Here is a 17,165-nt window from a genome sequence, read left to right on the forward strand (position 1 = left end):
AATTAAAAGTTTCGATTTTTCTGTATTTAATATAAAAAGAGGAGGGATACTGTCCATTTACAAGAAATATAATGTACAAGATGTGCATGAAAATAAAAGACTGCTATGATTCATTGTTTTTTTATTTTCAAAAAAAATAGAATAGAATTATTTCGGATTAGGGGGAACTAAGAGAATGGCGGATCAAGTAACCATTGGTTTAATTCAGGCTAGCAATGATGTGGATGGAAAAGAACCCGTTGAGGTTCATAAACAAAAAGCCATCGAAAAACATATCAATCTCGTTCGTGAAGCAAAGGAAAAAGGAGCACAAATTGTTTGCTTGCAAGAAATCTTTTACGGACCCTACTTTTGTTCTGAGCAAAATACAAAATGGTATGATGCCGCAGAAGAAATCCCTAATGGCCCCACAACAAAGCTATTTCAGGAACTCGCTAAGGAACTAGGAGTCGTAATTATTCTCCCAATTTATGAGCGTGAGGGTATTGCCACCTATTATAATACAGCAGCCGTTATTGATGCGGACGGTTCTTATTTAGGAAAATACCGCAAACACCATATCCCGCATGTAGCTGTAGGTGATCAGGGTTATGGGTTCTGGGAAAAATACTATTTCAAGCCTGGAAATCTAGGATACCCCGTATTTGATACCGCATTTGCAAAAGTCGGAGTGTATATTTGTTATGACCGACATTTCCCAGAAGGTGCCCGAGTACTAGGTCTTAATGGAGCCGAAATAGTGTTTAACCCTTCCGCCACAGTATCTGGTACCTCCGAATACTTGTGGAAGCTTGAACAGCCTGCCCATGCAGTTGCCAACGGTTATTACGTGGCCGCAATCAATCGTGTTGGCTACGAAGGTCCGTGGAATATGGGCGAATTTTATGGCCAATCGTACCTCGTTGATCCAAGAGGTAGCTTTGTGGCCACAGGTAGCCGAGACAAAGATGAAGTAATCATTGGAGTAATGGATAAAAAAATGATCCGTGAAGTAAGAGATGTTTGGCAGTTTTACCGTGATCGACGTCCCGAAACGTATGAGAAAATGACCTCAATTTAGAAAGCAAGTGTAAAAACAAAAAAAGCCTAGAGGGGGTATTTACATTTGAGTACGGTAAAACAATCGAGAATTTCCTACGATCATATAGCCGCTAACTTTCAGGAGGTCCATCCTGGCCTTTCCAATCGAGAGGCGGTAGAGGAAGCAAATCGCTGCCTTTATTGCTATGATGCACCTTGTATTACAGCCTGCCCAACAGGGATTGATATCCCAACCTTCATTAAGAAAATAGGCTCAGGAAATATAAAAGGTTCCGCAACTACCATCATGTCAGCCAATCCAATTGGCGCAAGCTGCTCCCGTGTCTGCCCAACAGAAGAATTATGTGAAGGAGCATGTGTACTCAACCATTCTACTAAACCTATTATGATAGGCAACCTACAACGATACGCAACAGATTGGGCAATGAAAAATAACCAAACTCTTTTTAAAGCTGGTAAGAAAAACGGCACTAGGGTTGCCGTAATCGGTGGTGGGCCTGCTGGATTATCAGCGGCAAGAGAGCTCGGTATCCTCGGGTATGACGTAACGATTTTTGAAGCAGCTGAACATGCTGGCGGCCTAAATACGTATGGAATCGTTTCGTTCCGACTACCAAAGGAAGTATCGTTTTGGGAAGTCAAACAAGTGGAAAGTGTCGATGTAAAAATTAAGACAAACACAAAGGTTGGCATCGATATCTCTGTCCAAGAAATTCTAGAAAACTATGATGTTGTTATTTTAGCAATTGGCATGTCTAGTGTCCCTAATATAGGGATTGAGGGAGAAGATTTACAAGGGGTATATGATGCGATTGAGTTTGTAAAACAAACGAAAACGAGTCCCATTACTGATGAGTTTCTCGGTAAAAAAGTGGTTGTAATTGGTGCCGGTAATACGGCAATTGATGGTGCTACTTGCTCTGTTCGCCTCGGAGCAGAAAATGTAAAGATCTTATATAGAAGAACGCTAGAGGAAATGACGGCGTATGACTTTGAATATGAATTTGCCAAGCAAGATGGAGTCGAGTTCAGATGGTTAACCGCCCCTGTCAGAATCATTGGAGATGAACTTGGTAACGTCAAGGCGATTGAATGTATCAAAATGGAACTAACCGAAGCCGGTGAAGATGGCCGAAGGAAGCCTGTTCCGGTAAAAGGCTCTGAATTCCATTTAGAGGTAGATGCTGTTATAAAAGCGATTGGCCAGTCTAGATACGTAAATCTCATCGAAGAGATGAACCTCGTGCATGATGGTGGCGTCGTTACAATTAACGAAAACACCTACCAGACCTCCAACAAAAAAGTATTTGCTTGTGGAGATGTAATTTTCGGAAAAGGTCAAGGAGAAGCGATGGTAGTTTCCGCAGCACAACAAGGCAAGAAAACTGCCCACGCCATCCACCAAATGATTACCAAAACCGTATCTGAAACCGCCTGAACAAGGGCAATCAATTCAAGGAGGTATGATGATGGCAGATTTACGTATCAACTTGGCAGGAATTCAATCACCGAATCCTTTCTGGCTCGCTTCAGCTCCCCCGACAAACTCTGGATATCAAGTGCAGAGAGCTTTTGAGGCGGGATGGGGTGGAGCTGTATGGAAAACGCTAGGAGAACCGATCCTGAATGTTTCATCTCGCTTTGCAGCTGTAAGCTTTAACGGACAAAGGGTAGCGGGCTTTAACAATATTGAACTGATTACCGATCGACCTCTTGAAGTGAATTTGAAGGAAATCGCGGAAACCAAAAAGAAATTCCCCAATCATGCGATTATTGCTTCTCTCATGGTCGAGCCAAAACAAGAGAAGTGGCATGAAATTGTCAAAAAGGTAGAAGCCATAGGGGTGGACGGTTTAGAACTCAATTTTGGTTGCCCTCACGGAATGGCGGAAAGAGGAATGGGTTCAGCCTCTGGTCAAGTTCCTGAGCTAGTCGAAAAACAAACGTATTGGGTAAAGGAAGTTGCCCAGACACCCGTCATTGTTAAACTCACTCCGAACATTACCGATATCACCGTTACAGCTGAAGCAGCAACAAGGGGCGGGGCAGATGCCATTAGCATGATCAACACCATCAATAGTTTAGCTGGTGTCGATATTGATACTTGGAACACCATTCCTCATGTAGCTGGTAAGGGGGCTCACGGTGGATATTGTGGACCCGCAGTAAAGCCAATCGCCTTAAATATGGTCGGTGAATGTGCGAGAAATCCTCATATCAATGTTCCGATATCTGGAATAGGCGGGATATCAAACTGGAGAGATACCGTAGAATTTTTGTTGATGGGTGCGACAGGCGTTCAAGTGTGTACAGCTGCAATGCATCATGGCTTCCGTATTGTTGAGGATATGATTGAAGGCTTAAACAATTATTTAGATGACAAAGGAATCGCTTCGGTCATGGATATTGTGGGTAAATCTGTACCTAAATACTCTGATTGGGGAAATCTTGACCTTAATTATAAAATCGTTGCGAGAATTAATAACGATGTGTGTATCAACTGCAATAAATGTCATATCGCCTGTGAAGACACATCTCACCAATGCATAGATCGGTTAAAAGGAGCCAACGGGGAAAGTATTTTACGCGTTCGTGAAGAAGATTGTGTGGGCTGTAATTTATGCTCGATTGTTTGTCCCGTCGACGGTGCGATCGACATGGTAGAGTTGCCCAATGAACTCCCACCAATGACTTGGAACGAGAGGCAAGCCGTGTTAGGGGCCATCCCATGCAATGTTGATGTTATAAAAAGATAATTCATTAAGGGGGAAACGAACTTGAAGAAAGTAATAAAAAACGGAACGATCGTAACAGCGTCAGATACGTATCAGGCTGACATTCTAATTGAAAACGGAACAATTCGTCAAATTGGTGATAACCTCCCTTCGAACGACGCAGAAGTGATTGATGCAACAGGGAAACTCGTACTTCCTGGTGGAATCGACCCCCATACCCATTTAGACATGCCCTTTGGCGGCACGGTAACAAAGGACGACTTCGAAACAGGGACAATCGCTGCAGCATTTGGTGGAACCACTACCGTTATCGATTTTTGTTTGACTAATAAGGGTGAACCATTAAAAAATGCGATAAAAGTGTGGCATGATAAATCGAAAGAAAAAGCGGTTATTGACTACAGCTTCCATCTAATGATCGGTGAAATTAATGACCAAGTTCTAGAAGAACTGCCCACAATCATGAAGGAGGAAGGAATCACATCCTTTAAAGTATTTATGGCATATAAAAATGTATTCCAGGCGGATGATGAAACCTTATTCCGTACCCTGTTAGCAGCAAAAGAACATGGAGCGCTCGTGATGGTGCATGCCGAAAATGGGGATGTGATTGACTACTTAACAAAGAAAGCACTTGAGTTGAATCAGACAGACCCTATTTACCATGCATTAACCCGACCACCAGAAGTAGAGGGCGAAGCAACTGGCAGAGCCGCTACTTTAACAGGGTTAGCTGAGTCGCAACTGTACGTCGTGCATGTTTCTTGTGCAGAGGCAGCTAAGAAAATAGCAGAAGCTCGCTCAAAAGGAATTGATATATGGGGAGAAACTTGTCCACAATACTTAGTTCTTGATCAATCCTATCTCGAAAAACCTAATTTTGAGGGAGCCAAATACGTGTGGTCACCGCCATTGCGTGAAAAATGGAACCAAGATGTATTATGGAATGCTCTCAAAACAGGTGAGCTGCAAACCCTAGGTTCCGATCAATGCTCCTTTGATTTTGATGGCCAAAAAAGCCTTGGTAAGGGAGACTTCTCAAAAATCCCAAATGGAGGTCCTATCATCGAGGACCGATTATCCATCTTGTATTCCGAAGGTGTGAAAAAAGGAAGAATCACTTTAAACCAGTTTGTAGATATCACCTCAACGAAGGTTGCAAAGCTTTTTGGGCTTTATCCGAAAAAGGGAACCATAGCGGTTGGTACAGATGCTGATATTGTCATATTCGATCCGAATGTTGAGCGGACGATCTCAGCAAAAACACATCATATGGCGGTTGATTACAATGCCTTCGAAGGAATGGAGGTAGTTGGTGAAGCCGTTTCGGTTCTCTCAAGAGGAGAATTTGTAATCCGTGACAAAGCCTTTATCGGGAAGATTGGTGGTGGACAATACATTAAACGAGCAAGGTACGGAAAAACACTAGAAACCGAAAACAAATCCGTACCAATTTAAAACAAATGCAAATGGGAAGGATATAAATTTTCTGCGAGTTCCATTACCAGAAAATTTTATATATTAAAACTAGAAAAGGAGTGGTTTCATGAAAAAAAGTAGTGGTTATTTAAAGTCTCCAGATTTACTTCCCATTTCCCACAGCGATAAGAAAATTGGATCATTAGGCTTTTCAATTATTTGGGTAGGGATGGCTGTCGTTTTAGCAGCCTTTGCGATTGGTGGCTCTGGTGTCCAGAGTCTGCCTCTTGGCTGGGTAATTGTAGCAACGATCATTGGTTCAGTCGCAATTGGAATCTTTATGACAATTATTGGAGACATCGGAATCGAACATGGATTATCCTTCCCCGTCTATATGAGAGCACCGTTTGGAACCATCGGGACTCATATCCCTTCCATCGTTCGTGGAGTAACCGCTGCTTGCTGGTTTGGTATTAATACGTACTTTGGTGCAACCGCAATGAACGGAATACTAAATGCACTTTTTCAATTTGATAATTGGTTTATTTGCTTCGTATTGTTTGCTACTGTACAACTTGTGAACACCGCCTTAGGGATTAAAGCGATTGAACGATTCGCCGATCTGGCCGCTCCGATCATCATTATTATCTCTGCCTGGATGTATACATCTCTATCTGACAAAGCGATAGAGCAAGGTAGAGACGTATGGACTTGGGTGGAAAGTCCGGTGACAGGTGGTGCTGCATTAACCGCATTTATGGTTGTGGTTATGGCGAATATGGGCTTTTGGGCTACTCTTGCCGCGGATATGCCTTCTTTATCCCGTTTTATCAAAGCTCCTAAAAACGAAAGAAATTGGTTTAAACGAAACAAAGCTCAAATTTTTGGAAATATCATAGCCATGCCGATTACAAACACGTTTATGGTCATTATCGGCGCAGTGTCCTATATTGCCGTTTTAAATTATGACCCGGTCGTCGCCCTACAAGAAGCAGCTACAGGCTTTATTCTAGGAATTCTTCTCCTTATGATCGTTTTAGCACAATGGTCAACCAATACCTCAGCAAATGTAATACCAGCAGCTACGATTTTCTCCAATGTTGGCGGTCCGAAAGTTCCGTTCTGGGTTGGAGTAATCATCGCCGGTGTGATAGGGATAGTCGTTCAACCTTGGAGCTTATTTGGAGTGATTGTTCCTGCTCTACTCGTGATCGGTGGGGTTCTATCAGCCATCGTTGGTATATTATTTACCGATTATTATGTAATTCGCAAAAGACGAGTTAACGTAGAAGACTTGTACGAAGCAGATGGTCAGTACAAATACATGAATGGGGTCAATCTTGCTGGAATGATTTCATGGATCATCGGAGGAGCAGCCGCATATTATTTATCAACCTATTCGTTTATTGTTGGATTCTTGGTAGGGGCCATTATTTACTATTTCTTAGCCAAGTATTGGTGGTTTAAAAAATATGAGCAAGCTGAGCTCGTGGATCCTAGCGACGAAAAATACCTCGGTATCACCGTCGGACGTGATTGGGATATAGAAGCAGGAGAAGAATCGGTTCTTGTACCTGAGCCGATTAACACACAAATATAAAAGGGGGACACTCCATGTCCGAATTCCAACAATATCTTCAAGAAAGAGATAAGATTGATTTTTTTATTCAAAAGGGATTTACGATTAAAAGTGTCACCGAAACATTAAACGGATCCTTTGTTGACTTTGTAAACGAACACTCTGAAGAAAAAGAAACCGTCACCTTACATGTCGCTACAGCTGAAGGGCGGAAGTATTTCTCAGTGATGATCATAAAACAGCAAAAAGGAGCTTAACACAAACGCGAGTCACACAGACAATGTCTGCGTGACTCACGTTTTTACCAATTGAATTGGAAGGGGGCTGTTCCTTGAAATCGTATATTACTGTTGGAGATTTGTTACAAAGAAATCATTTTGAAGATATTGAAGTTCTTGCAGGGGAAGAGGGACTTATTCGTCCAGTAAAGTGGGTACATATTGTAGAAGTAACCAATATTCGGAACCTTTTGCGTGGAGGTGAATTTATTTTATCCACATGTGCCTTATTACATGACAATAACGAGTTATTTTTATCCGTAGTGGAGCAATTAATTGAAGTACACGCTTCTGGATTATGCATTGAACTTGGAACATACACCACGCATATACCTAATGAAGTTATTGAGCTTTGCAACCTGCACCACTTTCCATTGCTCATTTTTCACAATGAAGTACCCTTCGTGGAAATCACTCAAGATATTCACGCCCTCCTAATCAATCGACAATATCAAATGATATCTGAGCTCGAAAGCTACACACAGGAACTAAACAAAAAACTGCTGACATTCGGTCATACAAAGGAAATCCTACAGTTTACGAAGGAATACCTACAGATTCAATTGATGATCGTCTTTAACAATCAAGAAATACAATTTTCTCCGGATGTAAAAGAAAGTGAAAAAAAGAAAATTATACACATGTTTCATAATGAGACGAATCAAGGTACTGATCTTGCCACACAAACGATGACAAAAGTTCCGATTCATCTATTAGGAGATACATATGCAGAATTATATCTAATTGCAGTAAACCACACTCTTACAGAATTTGATCACTTAATACTCGATCGAACCGCAACTGCTCTAGCACAACTCCTTTTAAGACAATTATACGTAGAAGAAAAAAAGAGGGTTGAGGAATCTGAATGGCTTTCAGGTTGGCTCGATGGGGAGCATAGCGAAGATGCCATTCATGACTACCTGGTCTATCATTTTCCTAAGATTAAGCCAAAGGGTGCGTTTGTATGTCAATTTAAGTTAGAAGCAATCTCAGACTTTTCCATGCTTGATATCACCTATTTTAATTTATACGTTCGTGCTTTCTTTGAGCCTCAAGGATTTACACTCTTTTCAATTGAAAAAAAGCATACAATTACTTTTATCTTCGTTAACGAACGAAACACCTCATCGTGGAAGGCCCGGATGAAGGAAGGGATTCAACGTTTAGAAAAATCGGATATAAAAATGGCCAACCAAACAAGTCCCTTTGTACTCGGAGTAGGAAAATTTGTTACACATTTATCCCATGTTCATGAAAGCTATTTAACCTCCTTAGAAACGATCCGCATCCAAGACCGCTTAACCGTACCTTCCCAAAGTCATTTTTACGATGATCTGCATATTTTCCGCCTTATTTCCTTATTAAATAAACATATTAATCTACAAGAAATTGTCATGGAGTATCTCGAGCCCGTTCTAACCTATGACGATATGTACAATGGCAAGTTATTAGAAACGTTAAAAACGTATCTATCCTGTAACGGGTCCAAGCAGGAAACAGCTAAGCGATTATTTATCGTACGCCAAACGCTTTACCATCGTATTGAAAAATTAGAAAAGCTACTTGGTGAGGACTTTTTACATCATGAAAAAAGGCTTGCGATTGAGTTCATGATTCTGTCTCACGAATTCCTTCTTTCTTCCCAGTTGAAGAAGGAGAAAGGAGTGCCCCAGTTATTCCCCAATGAAGGCAAAATGTAAAGTTTAACACAAGCATTTTTTCACAAAACGTCTAATGCCACAAAGGCAGCATATCCTTGATAATAAATACAAGAAGATAACTAATCATTTAAAAGGGGGATGCACAAATGACAGTAATCAAAAAGCAAACGGTAAAACTCAATAACTATATTAATGGGGAATGGGTAGAGGCTTGTAGTTCAGATTCATTGGAAGTGCTAAATCCTGCAACCTCAGAGGTGATCGCAACCGTTCCCCTTTCTTCTAAAGAGGACGTTGACCAAGCAGTAAAAGCAGCAAACATTGCTTTTCAAACTTGGAAAAATACTCCCGTTCCAAAGAGAGCAAGGATTCTATATAAATACCATTACTTATTAACAGAAAATCATGAAAAACTAGCTCAGTTAGTCGTAAAAGAAAATGGCAAAGCGTATAAGGAAGCATATGGAGAGGTACAACGAGGAATTGAATGTGTCGAGTTTGCCGCGGGAGCTCCTACATTAATGATGGGTGAAACGTTATCCAATATTGCTGAAGATATTGATTCCGAAATGTATCGTTATCCGTTAGGGGTAGTGGGTGGAATTACACCATTTAATTTTCCAATGATGGTTCCTCTTTGGATGTTCCCACTTGCGATTGCCTGTGGAAATACCTTTGTACTAAAACCGTCGGAACGAACACCTCTTTTAGCAAGTGAACTAGTTGAATTATTTACTCAAGCCGGAGCTCCTAAAGGAGTGCTTAATATTGTTCATGGAGCACATGATGTAGTGAATGGGCTGATCGAACATGAAGATGTCAAGGCGATTTCCTTCGTTGGTTCACAGCCGGTTGCAAAGTATGTATACGAGCGTTCAGCAGCACAAGGTAAAAGAGTGCAGGCATTATCCGGTGCTAAAAACCATCATGTAGTCATGCCTGATGCCAATCTGGAAAAAGCCGTTTCTCATATTATTAGCTCTGCTTATGGAAGTGCAGGCCAACGATGTATGGCATGTAGTGCAGTCGTTGTTGTTGGTGATGGAGAAGAGTTTGTAGCTGCACTTAGGGAAAAGGCAGACGAATTACTAATCGGAAATGGTCTTGATGAAGAGGTATTACTAACACCTGTTATCCGTGATTCTCACCGCGAGAAGGTCTTACAGTACATTGATATCGGCATAAAAGAAGGGGCCACTCTCGTTCGCGACGGTCGACCAGAGATGGAACAGCATAAGGAAGGTAGTTTTCTTGGACCCACTATTTTCGACCATGTTACTCCTGATATGAAAATAGCAAAGGATGAAATATTTGCCCCGGTTTTAAGCCTATTACGGGCAAAGGACCTGGATGAAGCTTTATCCTATATTCGCAAGTCTCGTTACGGAAATGGAGCAACCATTTACACAAAGGACGCAGCTGCTATTCGTCAATTCCGAGAGGAAGCAGATGCTGGCATGCTTGGGATCAATGTTGGTGTACCTGCAACTATGGCCTTTTTCCCATTTTCCGGCTGGAAGGACTCCTTTTATGGAGATCTACATGTAAATGGAAAGGATGGCGTCAATTTCTTTACAAGAAAGAAAATGATTACATCCCGTTTCGACTATTAAAACATAACAGGGTGAGAAAGGGGAATTTGCGATGGCACAAATGAAGCAAGGAGAAGATTTTCTAACAAAAGATAAAGACTTTGTATGGCACTCCATGAAACCGTACAATCCAAACGGTACGATGATTGCTGAAAAAGCAGAAGGCTCTTGGGTAACAGATCATGATGGAAATCGCTTTTTGGATGGAATGGCTGGTCTTTGGTGTGTCAATGTAGGATATGGTCGGACAGAGCTCGCCGATGCTGCATATGATCAGCTAAAGAAAATGGCTTATTTCCCACTCACCCAAAGCCATACACCTGCGATTCAATTAGCTGAAAAGCTTAATGAACTTTTGGGCGATGAATACGTGATCTTTTTTTCGAATAGCGGTTCAGAAGCGAATGAAACAGCCTTTAAAATTGCTAGACAATATCATCAGCAAAAAGGGAACCACTCACGATATAAATTCATCTCTCGTTATCGAGCCTACCATGGTAACACGATGGGGTCTCTTGCTGCAACGGGGCAGGCACAGCGAAAGTTCAAATATGAACCTCTAGCTCCTGGATTCGTTCATGTAGCGCCACCTGACTCTTATCGCTCAAACGATCAATTGGGCAGTCCAGCCTCGGAGCTCGACTCTGTCAAAGAGATCGAGCGAGTGATGACATGGGAGCTTAGTGAAACGATTGCTGGAGTCATTATGGAACCGATCATTACCGGTGGAGGCATCCTCATTCCGCCTGAAAACTATATGAAGGGTGTTAAGGAAGCTTGTGAAAAACACGGCGCTCTACTAATTGTTGATGAAGTGATTTGCGGATTTGGTCGTACAGGGAAAGCATTCGGCTTCATGAATTACGGAGTGAAGCCTGATATTGTTACGATGGCAAAAGGGATCACAAGCGCCTATCTTCCATTATCGGCAACAGCTGTCAAAAAGGAAATCTATGAAGCTTTTAAAGGCAGTGAAGAATACGATTACTTCCGCCATGTCAATACATTCGGTGGCAATCCGGCTGCTTGTGCTCTTGCATTAAAAAACCTAGAGATCATGGAGACCGAGAAACTGTTTGATCGTTCCAAAAATTTAGGAGAACAACTAAATGAGAGATTAAATAAAAGCTTACGTAACCATCCGTTCGTAGGGGATGTTCGTGGAAAAGGCTTACTTATAGGAATTGAACTCGTAAAGGATAAAGCCACTAAGGAACCATTAGATGTGGATTTGGTAAACCAAGTGATTGCTGGCTGTAAGAAAAAAGGACTCATAATTGGTAAGAACGGGGCAACCGTAGCTGGATTTAATAACGTTCTTACCATATCTCCCCCATTATCCATTAAAGAGGAAGATCTCGACTTCTTGTTTACAACTGTCACTACTGAACTAGAGGAGCTCGTCAAATAAACTTAGAGCATCGTGCGTTTTCCAAAGTAACCAGAAAGGAAGAATGCTATGAAAATCGGAGTACCAAAAGAGATCAAAAGCCAAGAGAACCGCGTTGCTCTTACACCTGCTGGCGTCCTACAATTAAGCACAAAAGGTCATCATGTTTTCGTAGAAAAGGGAGCCGGATTGGCTTCAGGGTTCATTGATGAAGAGTATATAGAAGCGGGAGCATGTGTCGTTGAAACAGCCGCTGAAGCTTGGGCATGCGAAATGGTCATCAAAGTAAAAGAACCCATTCCAAGTGAATATGCTTATTTTTATGAAGGATTAATTCTTTTCACCTATTTGCACTTAGCTGCCAATTTCACTTTAACTGAAGCTCTCATTCAGAAAAAGGTAGTAGCCATCTCTTACGAAACCGTTCAACTGAACGATCGCAGCTTGCCATTATTAACACCAATGAGCGAGGTAGCAGGAAGAATGGCTGCTCAAATTGGGGCCACCTACTTAGAAAAAAGCAAAGGTGGAAAAGGGATCCTGCTAGGTGGTGTACCTGGTGTAAATCGTGGGAAAGTTACGATCATCGGTGGAGGCGTTGTTGGAACAAATGCAGCTAAAATTGCTATTGGTTTAGGTGCAAAGGTATCGATCCTTGATGTTAGTGCAGCAAGATTAAGAGAATTAGACGATATCTTTGGCTCGTCTATTACGACACTTATGTCCAATCCATATACGATTGGCCAGGCGGTCGCGGATTCGGACTTAGTCATTGGTGCGGTTCTTCTTCCTGGTATGAAAGCTCCTAAGCTAGTAACAGAAGAAATGGTTCGACTTATGGAAGAAGGCTCTGTCATTGTTGATGTCGCGATTGACCAAGGAGGAATCTTTGAAACAGCTACACATGTGACCACGCATGCCGATCCAACCTACACAAAGCATGGTGTCGTCCATTATGCAGTTGGCAATATGCCTGGGGCTGTACCAAGAACGTCAACCATTGCGCTAACTAATGTCACGGTTCCATATATTATCGAAATAGCAGAGAAAGGCTATAAAATTGCATTTGCAGAAAACAAGGCCTTATTTAAAGGATTAAATGTTATTGATGGGAAGGTCGTTTACGAGGGTGTTGCAATGGCACATAATCTTCCGTACGTTTCAACCATTTAAAAGGCAAGGAGGGATATAGATGACGTTACTAACACTTTCTATCAATAAGGAACGACTAGAAAAAAGAATACATGTGCTTGCAGAGATTGGAAAGATTTCCGATACAGGTGTTTGTCGCTTAGCTCTTTCCAATGAAGATAAGCAAGCAGTTGACACCGTTAAAGGGTGGATGGAGGATGCTGGATTAGCTGCACGAATTGACCATTTTGGAAACTTAATTGGCAGACTAGAAGGAAAGAATCCTGATGCACCTATTTTAATGGTTGGCTCACATATCGACTCGCAGCCTTATGGAGGAAGATTTGATGGAGTAATTGGTGTATTAGGTGCGCTAGAAGTTGTCCAAACGATGATAGAAAAAAACATAGTCCCTGATACTCCTATCGAAGTAGTTGCCTTTTGTGATGAGGAAGGTTGTCGATTTAACAAAGGTCTATTTGGGGTCAGAGGAATTCTTGGCAAGCTAGAAGAAGGAGAGCTTGAGAGGAGGGACAAAAATGGAGTAACAAGAAGAGAGGCACTAATCGATTTCGGCTGTGATCCTACTAGATTTAAGGAATCAGAGTATAAAGAAGGAAGCATTGGTGCCTTCTTAGAGCTTCATATTGAACAAGGTCCTATTTTAGAAGCAAAGGGGATTCCTGTTGGAATTGTGACGGGTATATCTGGCCCACTTTGGCTTTCTGTTGAGTTAGAAGGGTTTGCTGGTCATGCTGGCTCCGTTCCGATGTCCATGCGACAAGACGCATTAGTTGGTGCTGCTAAAGTAATTATTGCACTAAACGAGCTAGCCAGTCAGGATCCAAATGCGCCAACTGTTGGAACCGTTGGAAGTCTACAGGTTTTCCCGGACTCTCGCAATATTATCCCTGAGAAAGTAAGCTTTACCGTCGATTTACGAGATATTGATATTAATAGAAGACATGTGCTTGAAGCAAATCTTAGAAATCAGATCAAAGAAATAACGGAAACTCATGGTTTACGTTGTACCATTTCCGAGGATACCAATAGCGAACCAAGGTATTGCTCTGAAAGATTAATGAATATTATGAGGAAACAGAGTGATGTGATCGGTCTTAATCCGATAGAATTAATGAGTGGTCCTTTTCACGATTCTCTTTCCATGTCTTATGCATGCGAATACGGTATGATTTTTGTAAGGTGCAAGGACGGAATCAGTCACAATCCAAAGGAATTTTCAACGATCGAAGATATCTCACTCGGAACCGAGTTACTCTACCGCACCGTCACCAACTACAAAGGGTGACTGACACCGTTCGTGGACAAATTTCTTCGTTTGTCCGTCTGAGATGGACATATAAACATCTAGTTCTATTGAGCTAGGTGTTTTTGTTCATTTTACGACATAAAAAGATATTTCTCTCCGAATTATGTAGAATCATATTATAATTAACAGAATCCAAAAAGAGTTACATAGCATCATAGCATATTTTACTCTATCGGTTATTAAAATGAATGGGGAGAAAAAATATGGAGGAATTAAAATGACATCAGAGAAGCAATTTGTACAAAAAAAATATTATCAAACCCTAATTGAACAAGAAACGGATTTCCCCGTACGTTCGCTTGGGGAAGCTTATTATAAGGAGCAACAAAAGGACGTACCTGACTTAACACCCATTCGATTCGCGCAAGGGGAAGTGTATTTCCTCTACAAAGACTTTGAATCAGCGATCTTTAAATGGGAAAGTATCCAAAATGAATTAGCACCTTGGGCGAAAAAGAATATTGCAGATGCTTACTTGGAGTTAGAGCAATATTCAACTGCAGAGGAAATCTATAAAAGAGTCAGTACCGAGTCCGTTGTACTTCATACAGAAGTCTCGTTACAGCTATTTAGACTGTATGTAAAAGACAGTCGTACCCATGAAGCCACGTCAATTATCAGCGACATCATTAATAACCATCCTGACTATCCAGGAGTAACTGAACTTGCCCGTCTCTTCTTTGAAGAAATAGAAGATTGGGCTAATGCAATTCATCTTGCCATGAAAGAATTTACGCGTACCAACTCTCCAGAATGGATCGATGTTATTAAAAGATATAGCGATGAAAAGCGGACCACCATTTTTAAACCTGAAGAGTACACGCCATTTTTATCGTATTTGTTACGCCTTGATCGCATTCGATTCGAAAAAATTGTTTTTAGGCTGTGGGAAAATTACGAAGAGCAAGCAGAGCTACTCGATTGGGTGAGCGAGCTTAATTCATTACTGCTCCAATCTGAGCTCCCTGAACAATTATCATGGAAGCTGTTATCTCAGAAATACTTAAAAACATTTCAGCTATTTTTAAATGGAAAGTATTCGTTAAACGAGATTCAGGAAATCATTCCATTACTACTGAGAAATTGGATGCGTTTCGCAGAATCAAATCATTTTATCTTTACCGCATGTGCAACACTTGCTTGGAACGAGGTTTTCCCTGGTACGATCAATGAAGACACCGTTACGGAGGCAAAACATGCATTATCGAATTCAACACCAAATGGACTAATTGACGTGCACCAGACTAAACAACTGTTCTCTAGTATCGTTACTTGGGCTGAAGAAGAAGATCTTCCGGTAAGTAATAAGCTGAAATGGATCATGGAAAATCTACAAAATAAGCAAAGCACCATTACTTTGTTTACAGGAACAAGTAAGCTACAAACAACGATTTTAAGTGATGTGCTTGGACATGAACAAGTAAACCAATTGTCTTCAAAACTGGCGTTGTATAGCTACTTGCCTGAGCCTGAATTAACTGAAGTGAACTCTGTGGAATCCAAACAAGTAGGCAGTCCTACGGAAATTGGGTCAACCGATCATTACATCCACTCTAAAGGACCTTATGAACTACTAAAAGGTGCAAACACCTCATTAATGTCCATACCACCGTATCGTGGAACGGTTCAAGAAAGAAGTTCTCTATCTGTTAATTTACACATGGCTGATAGCATTATTTATGTTCTGAATGAGGATAATCCATTAAACGATATGGAATTGAATGTGATTAAGCAAATGAACCAGCAAGCTAACGATCATACGTTCATTTTTATCCTTCCGATCCCAAATGCGGTAGAAGAAGAGACTGGCGTATCTTTTTATATGGAAACCATAAAGAAAAAGCTGAATCCTATTTTCCCGAATGCTGACATTTACCCGTACACGTCTTCTCAGTCTGTAGACTGGAGTGACATTTTGATCGATGTTAACAGTGAGCAATCCAACGAAAGAAGAACCAGAAAAGAGCTTTACTTTATAAAAGAAACACTACACTATCTATTAGCAAAACGAGCTGATAAAGAAGAAAAATTAATCGATGTCATTCAATGGAATAAAGAGATGTTAGCCAAGGTTAGTGGAGCTTCCATGCAGCTTGGAGATTTAGAACAGGAAGTCGGAGAAAGACTCAAGAACAATTATGTTACAATCCTGCAGGAGCTTTCTGCAGAAGTAGAAGCTGACATACCTATTGTTCTAAAGACCACAGCTGAATCTATTACAGATCAAAGCAACCTTGCCACTGTCCATCTTCAATTAAACGAGGAAATGAACAGGCGAATGGAGGAATATTTACAAAACACCATCCTTCCAAAGCTTTACTCCTCCCTTCAACAATGGATTGGTCTTACGAAAGAGGAGCTACAGCAAATTCGTGCTTATTTGGACGAAATGGCTACAAGTTTTAATGGCTTATATGGAATTGATAAATTCCAATTTCCAGTAGATGATCAATTGCTTCATGATTGGAGAAGAGATACTGGACGTTTGACCAGTGGTGTTCAATTAGAGCACATCAACATTATGTTAAAGCATAATCCAACCCAATTATTACTAAAGGGCGCAGGTAAGCTATTCGCTGGCATCGGTCAAAATAAAGCCATGCTGCAGCAAAAATACAAGCGTTATGTGGAAACGGAAGATTATTCAGAAGTAGCAAAACAAGGAAGTAAACAGTTTTTTGCACCTTATCATTTTTTTGCTATGGCCATACAAAGGGATTTAGAATCGTTCTTTCAAAAGCCAAAAGATGAATTAACACGTACGGCAGAAGACTTAGTAGAAAGAATCAGTCAGTATGAACAATCATTAACAAAGCTTCAGCAGAATCCAACAGCTTTTGAGGATCCAATTAAGCTGTTCACGGTCCGCTATAAGCAATATGAATTCTTATTTACTGGACTTCCAAAAGTCAAACAAGAAGTATAAGTAGTTTAAAAGCTGGTGCAAACATATGCACCAGCTTTTTTCATTTACCTTCCTAAACTTTGAACAAAATGTGAATACCT

12 protein-coding genes are annotated in these 17,165 nt (G+C 41.0%); all 12 read left to right on the forward strand.

What is annotated here, in order from left to right; genetic code table 11:
* The first annotated feature begins 175 nt into the window (after nt 1-175).
* The 12 genes from ACQ5H4_RS07215 to ACQ5H4_RS07270 all read left to right on the forward strand — a co-directional run bounded on the left by ACQ5H4_RS07215 (nt 176) and on the right by ACQ5H4_RS07270 (nt 17,085).
* Nucleotides 176-1,060 (forward strand): nitrilase-related carbon-nitrogen hydrolase, encoded by an 885-nt coding sequence (locus ACQ5H4_RS07215; RefSeq protein WP_430774276.1) that lies wholly within the window; start codon nt 176-178, stop codon nt 1,058-1,060.
* A 45-nt stretch (nt 1,061-1,105) separates the two neighbouring features.
* The gene (locus ACQ5H4_RS07220) at nt 1,106-2,479 is read left to right on the forward strand and encodes an NAD(P)-dependent oxidoreductase (RefSeq protein WP_430774277.1); all 1,374 of its coding nucleotides are present in this window, start codon (nt 1,106-1,108) and stop codon (nt 2,477-2,479) included.
* 31 nt (nt 2,480-2,510) lie between these two features.
* A complete protein-coding gene (preA, locus tag ACQ5H4_RS07225) occupies nt 2,511-3,797 on the forward strand; it encodes an NAD-dependent dihydropyrimidine dehydrogenase subunit PreA (RefSeq protein WP_430774278.1) in 1,287 nt (428 codons plus the stop codon).
* A gap of 21 nt (nt 3,798-3,818) precedes the next feature.
* Nucleotides 3,819-5,234: a dihydropyrimidinase gene (gene hydA, locus ACQ5H4_RS07230; RefSeq protein ID WP_430774279.1), complete on the forward strand. Its 1,416-nt coding sequence runs from the start codon at nt 3,819-3,821 to the stop codon at nt 5,232-5,234.
* Between the two features lie 88 nt (nt 5,235-5,322).
* Entirely contained in the window at nt 5,323-6,795 is a 1,473-nt protein-coding gene (locus tag ACQ5H4_RS07235) for an NCS1 family transporter (protein ID WP_430774280.1), read from the forward strand.
* Nucleotides 6,796-6,809: 14 nt separating this feature from the next.
* A complete protein-coding gene (locus tag ACQ5H4_RS07240; RefSeq protein ID WP_430774281.1) occupies nt 6,810-7,031 on the forward strand; it encodes a hypothetical protein in 222 nt (73 codons plus the stop codon).
* Nucleotides 7,032-7,105: 74 nt separating this feature from the next.
* The gene (locus ACQ5H4_RS07245; protein WP_430774282.1) at nt 7,106-8,755 is read left to right on the forward strand and encodes a PucR family transcriptional regulator; all 1,650 of its coding nucleotides are present in this window, start codon (nt 7,106-7,108) and stop codon (nt 8,753-8,755) included.
* A 107-nt stretch (nt 8,756-8,862) separates the two neighbouring features.
* Complete coding sequence (locus ACQ5H4_RS07250; RefSeq protein WP_430774283.1) at nt 8,863-10,329, forward strand: CoA-acylating methylmalonate-semialdehyde dehydrogenase; 1,467 nt, start codon at nt 8,863-8,865, stop codon at nt 10,327-10,329.
* Between the two features lie 31 nt (nt 10,330-10,360).
* Nucleotides 10,361-11,719: an aspartate aminotransferase family protein gene (locus ACQ5H4_RS07255; RefSeq protein WP_430774284.1), complete on the forward strand. Its 1,359-nt coding sequence runs from the start codon at nt 10,361-10,363 to the stop codon at nt 11,717-11,719.
* A 48-nt stretch (nt 11,720-11,767) separates the two neighbouring features.
* Entirely contained in the window at nt 11,768-12,871 is a 1,104-nt protein-coding gene (ald, locus tag ACQ5H4_RS07260) for an alanine dehydrogenase (RefSeq protein ID WP_430774285.1), read from the forward strand.
* A 19-nt stretch (nt 12,872-12,890) separates the two neighbouring features.
* The gene (locus tag ACQ5H4_RS07265; protein ID WP_430774286.1) at nt 12,891-14,138 is read left to right on the forward strand and encodes a M20 family metallo-hydrolase; all 1,248 of its coding nucleotides are present in this window, start codon (nt 12,891-12,893) and stop codon (nt 14,136-14,138) included.
* Nucleotides 14,139-14,376: 238 nt separating this feature from the next.
* The gene (locus ACQ5H4_RS07270; RefSeq protein WP_430774287.1) at nt 14,377-17,085 is read left to right on the forward strand and encodes a tetratricopeptide repeat protein; all 2,709 of its coding nucleotides are present in this window, start codon (nt 14,377-14,379) and stop codon (nt 17,083-17,085) included.
* Nucleotides 17,086-17,165: the final 80 nt, after the last annotated feature.

This window comes from Bacillus coreaensis, assembly GCF_050586445.1.
In the GTDB taxonomy this organism is placed as follows: Bacteria; Bacillota; Bacilli; order Bacillales; family Cytobacillaceae; genus Robertmurraya_A; species Robertmurraya_A coreaensis.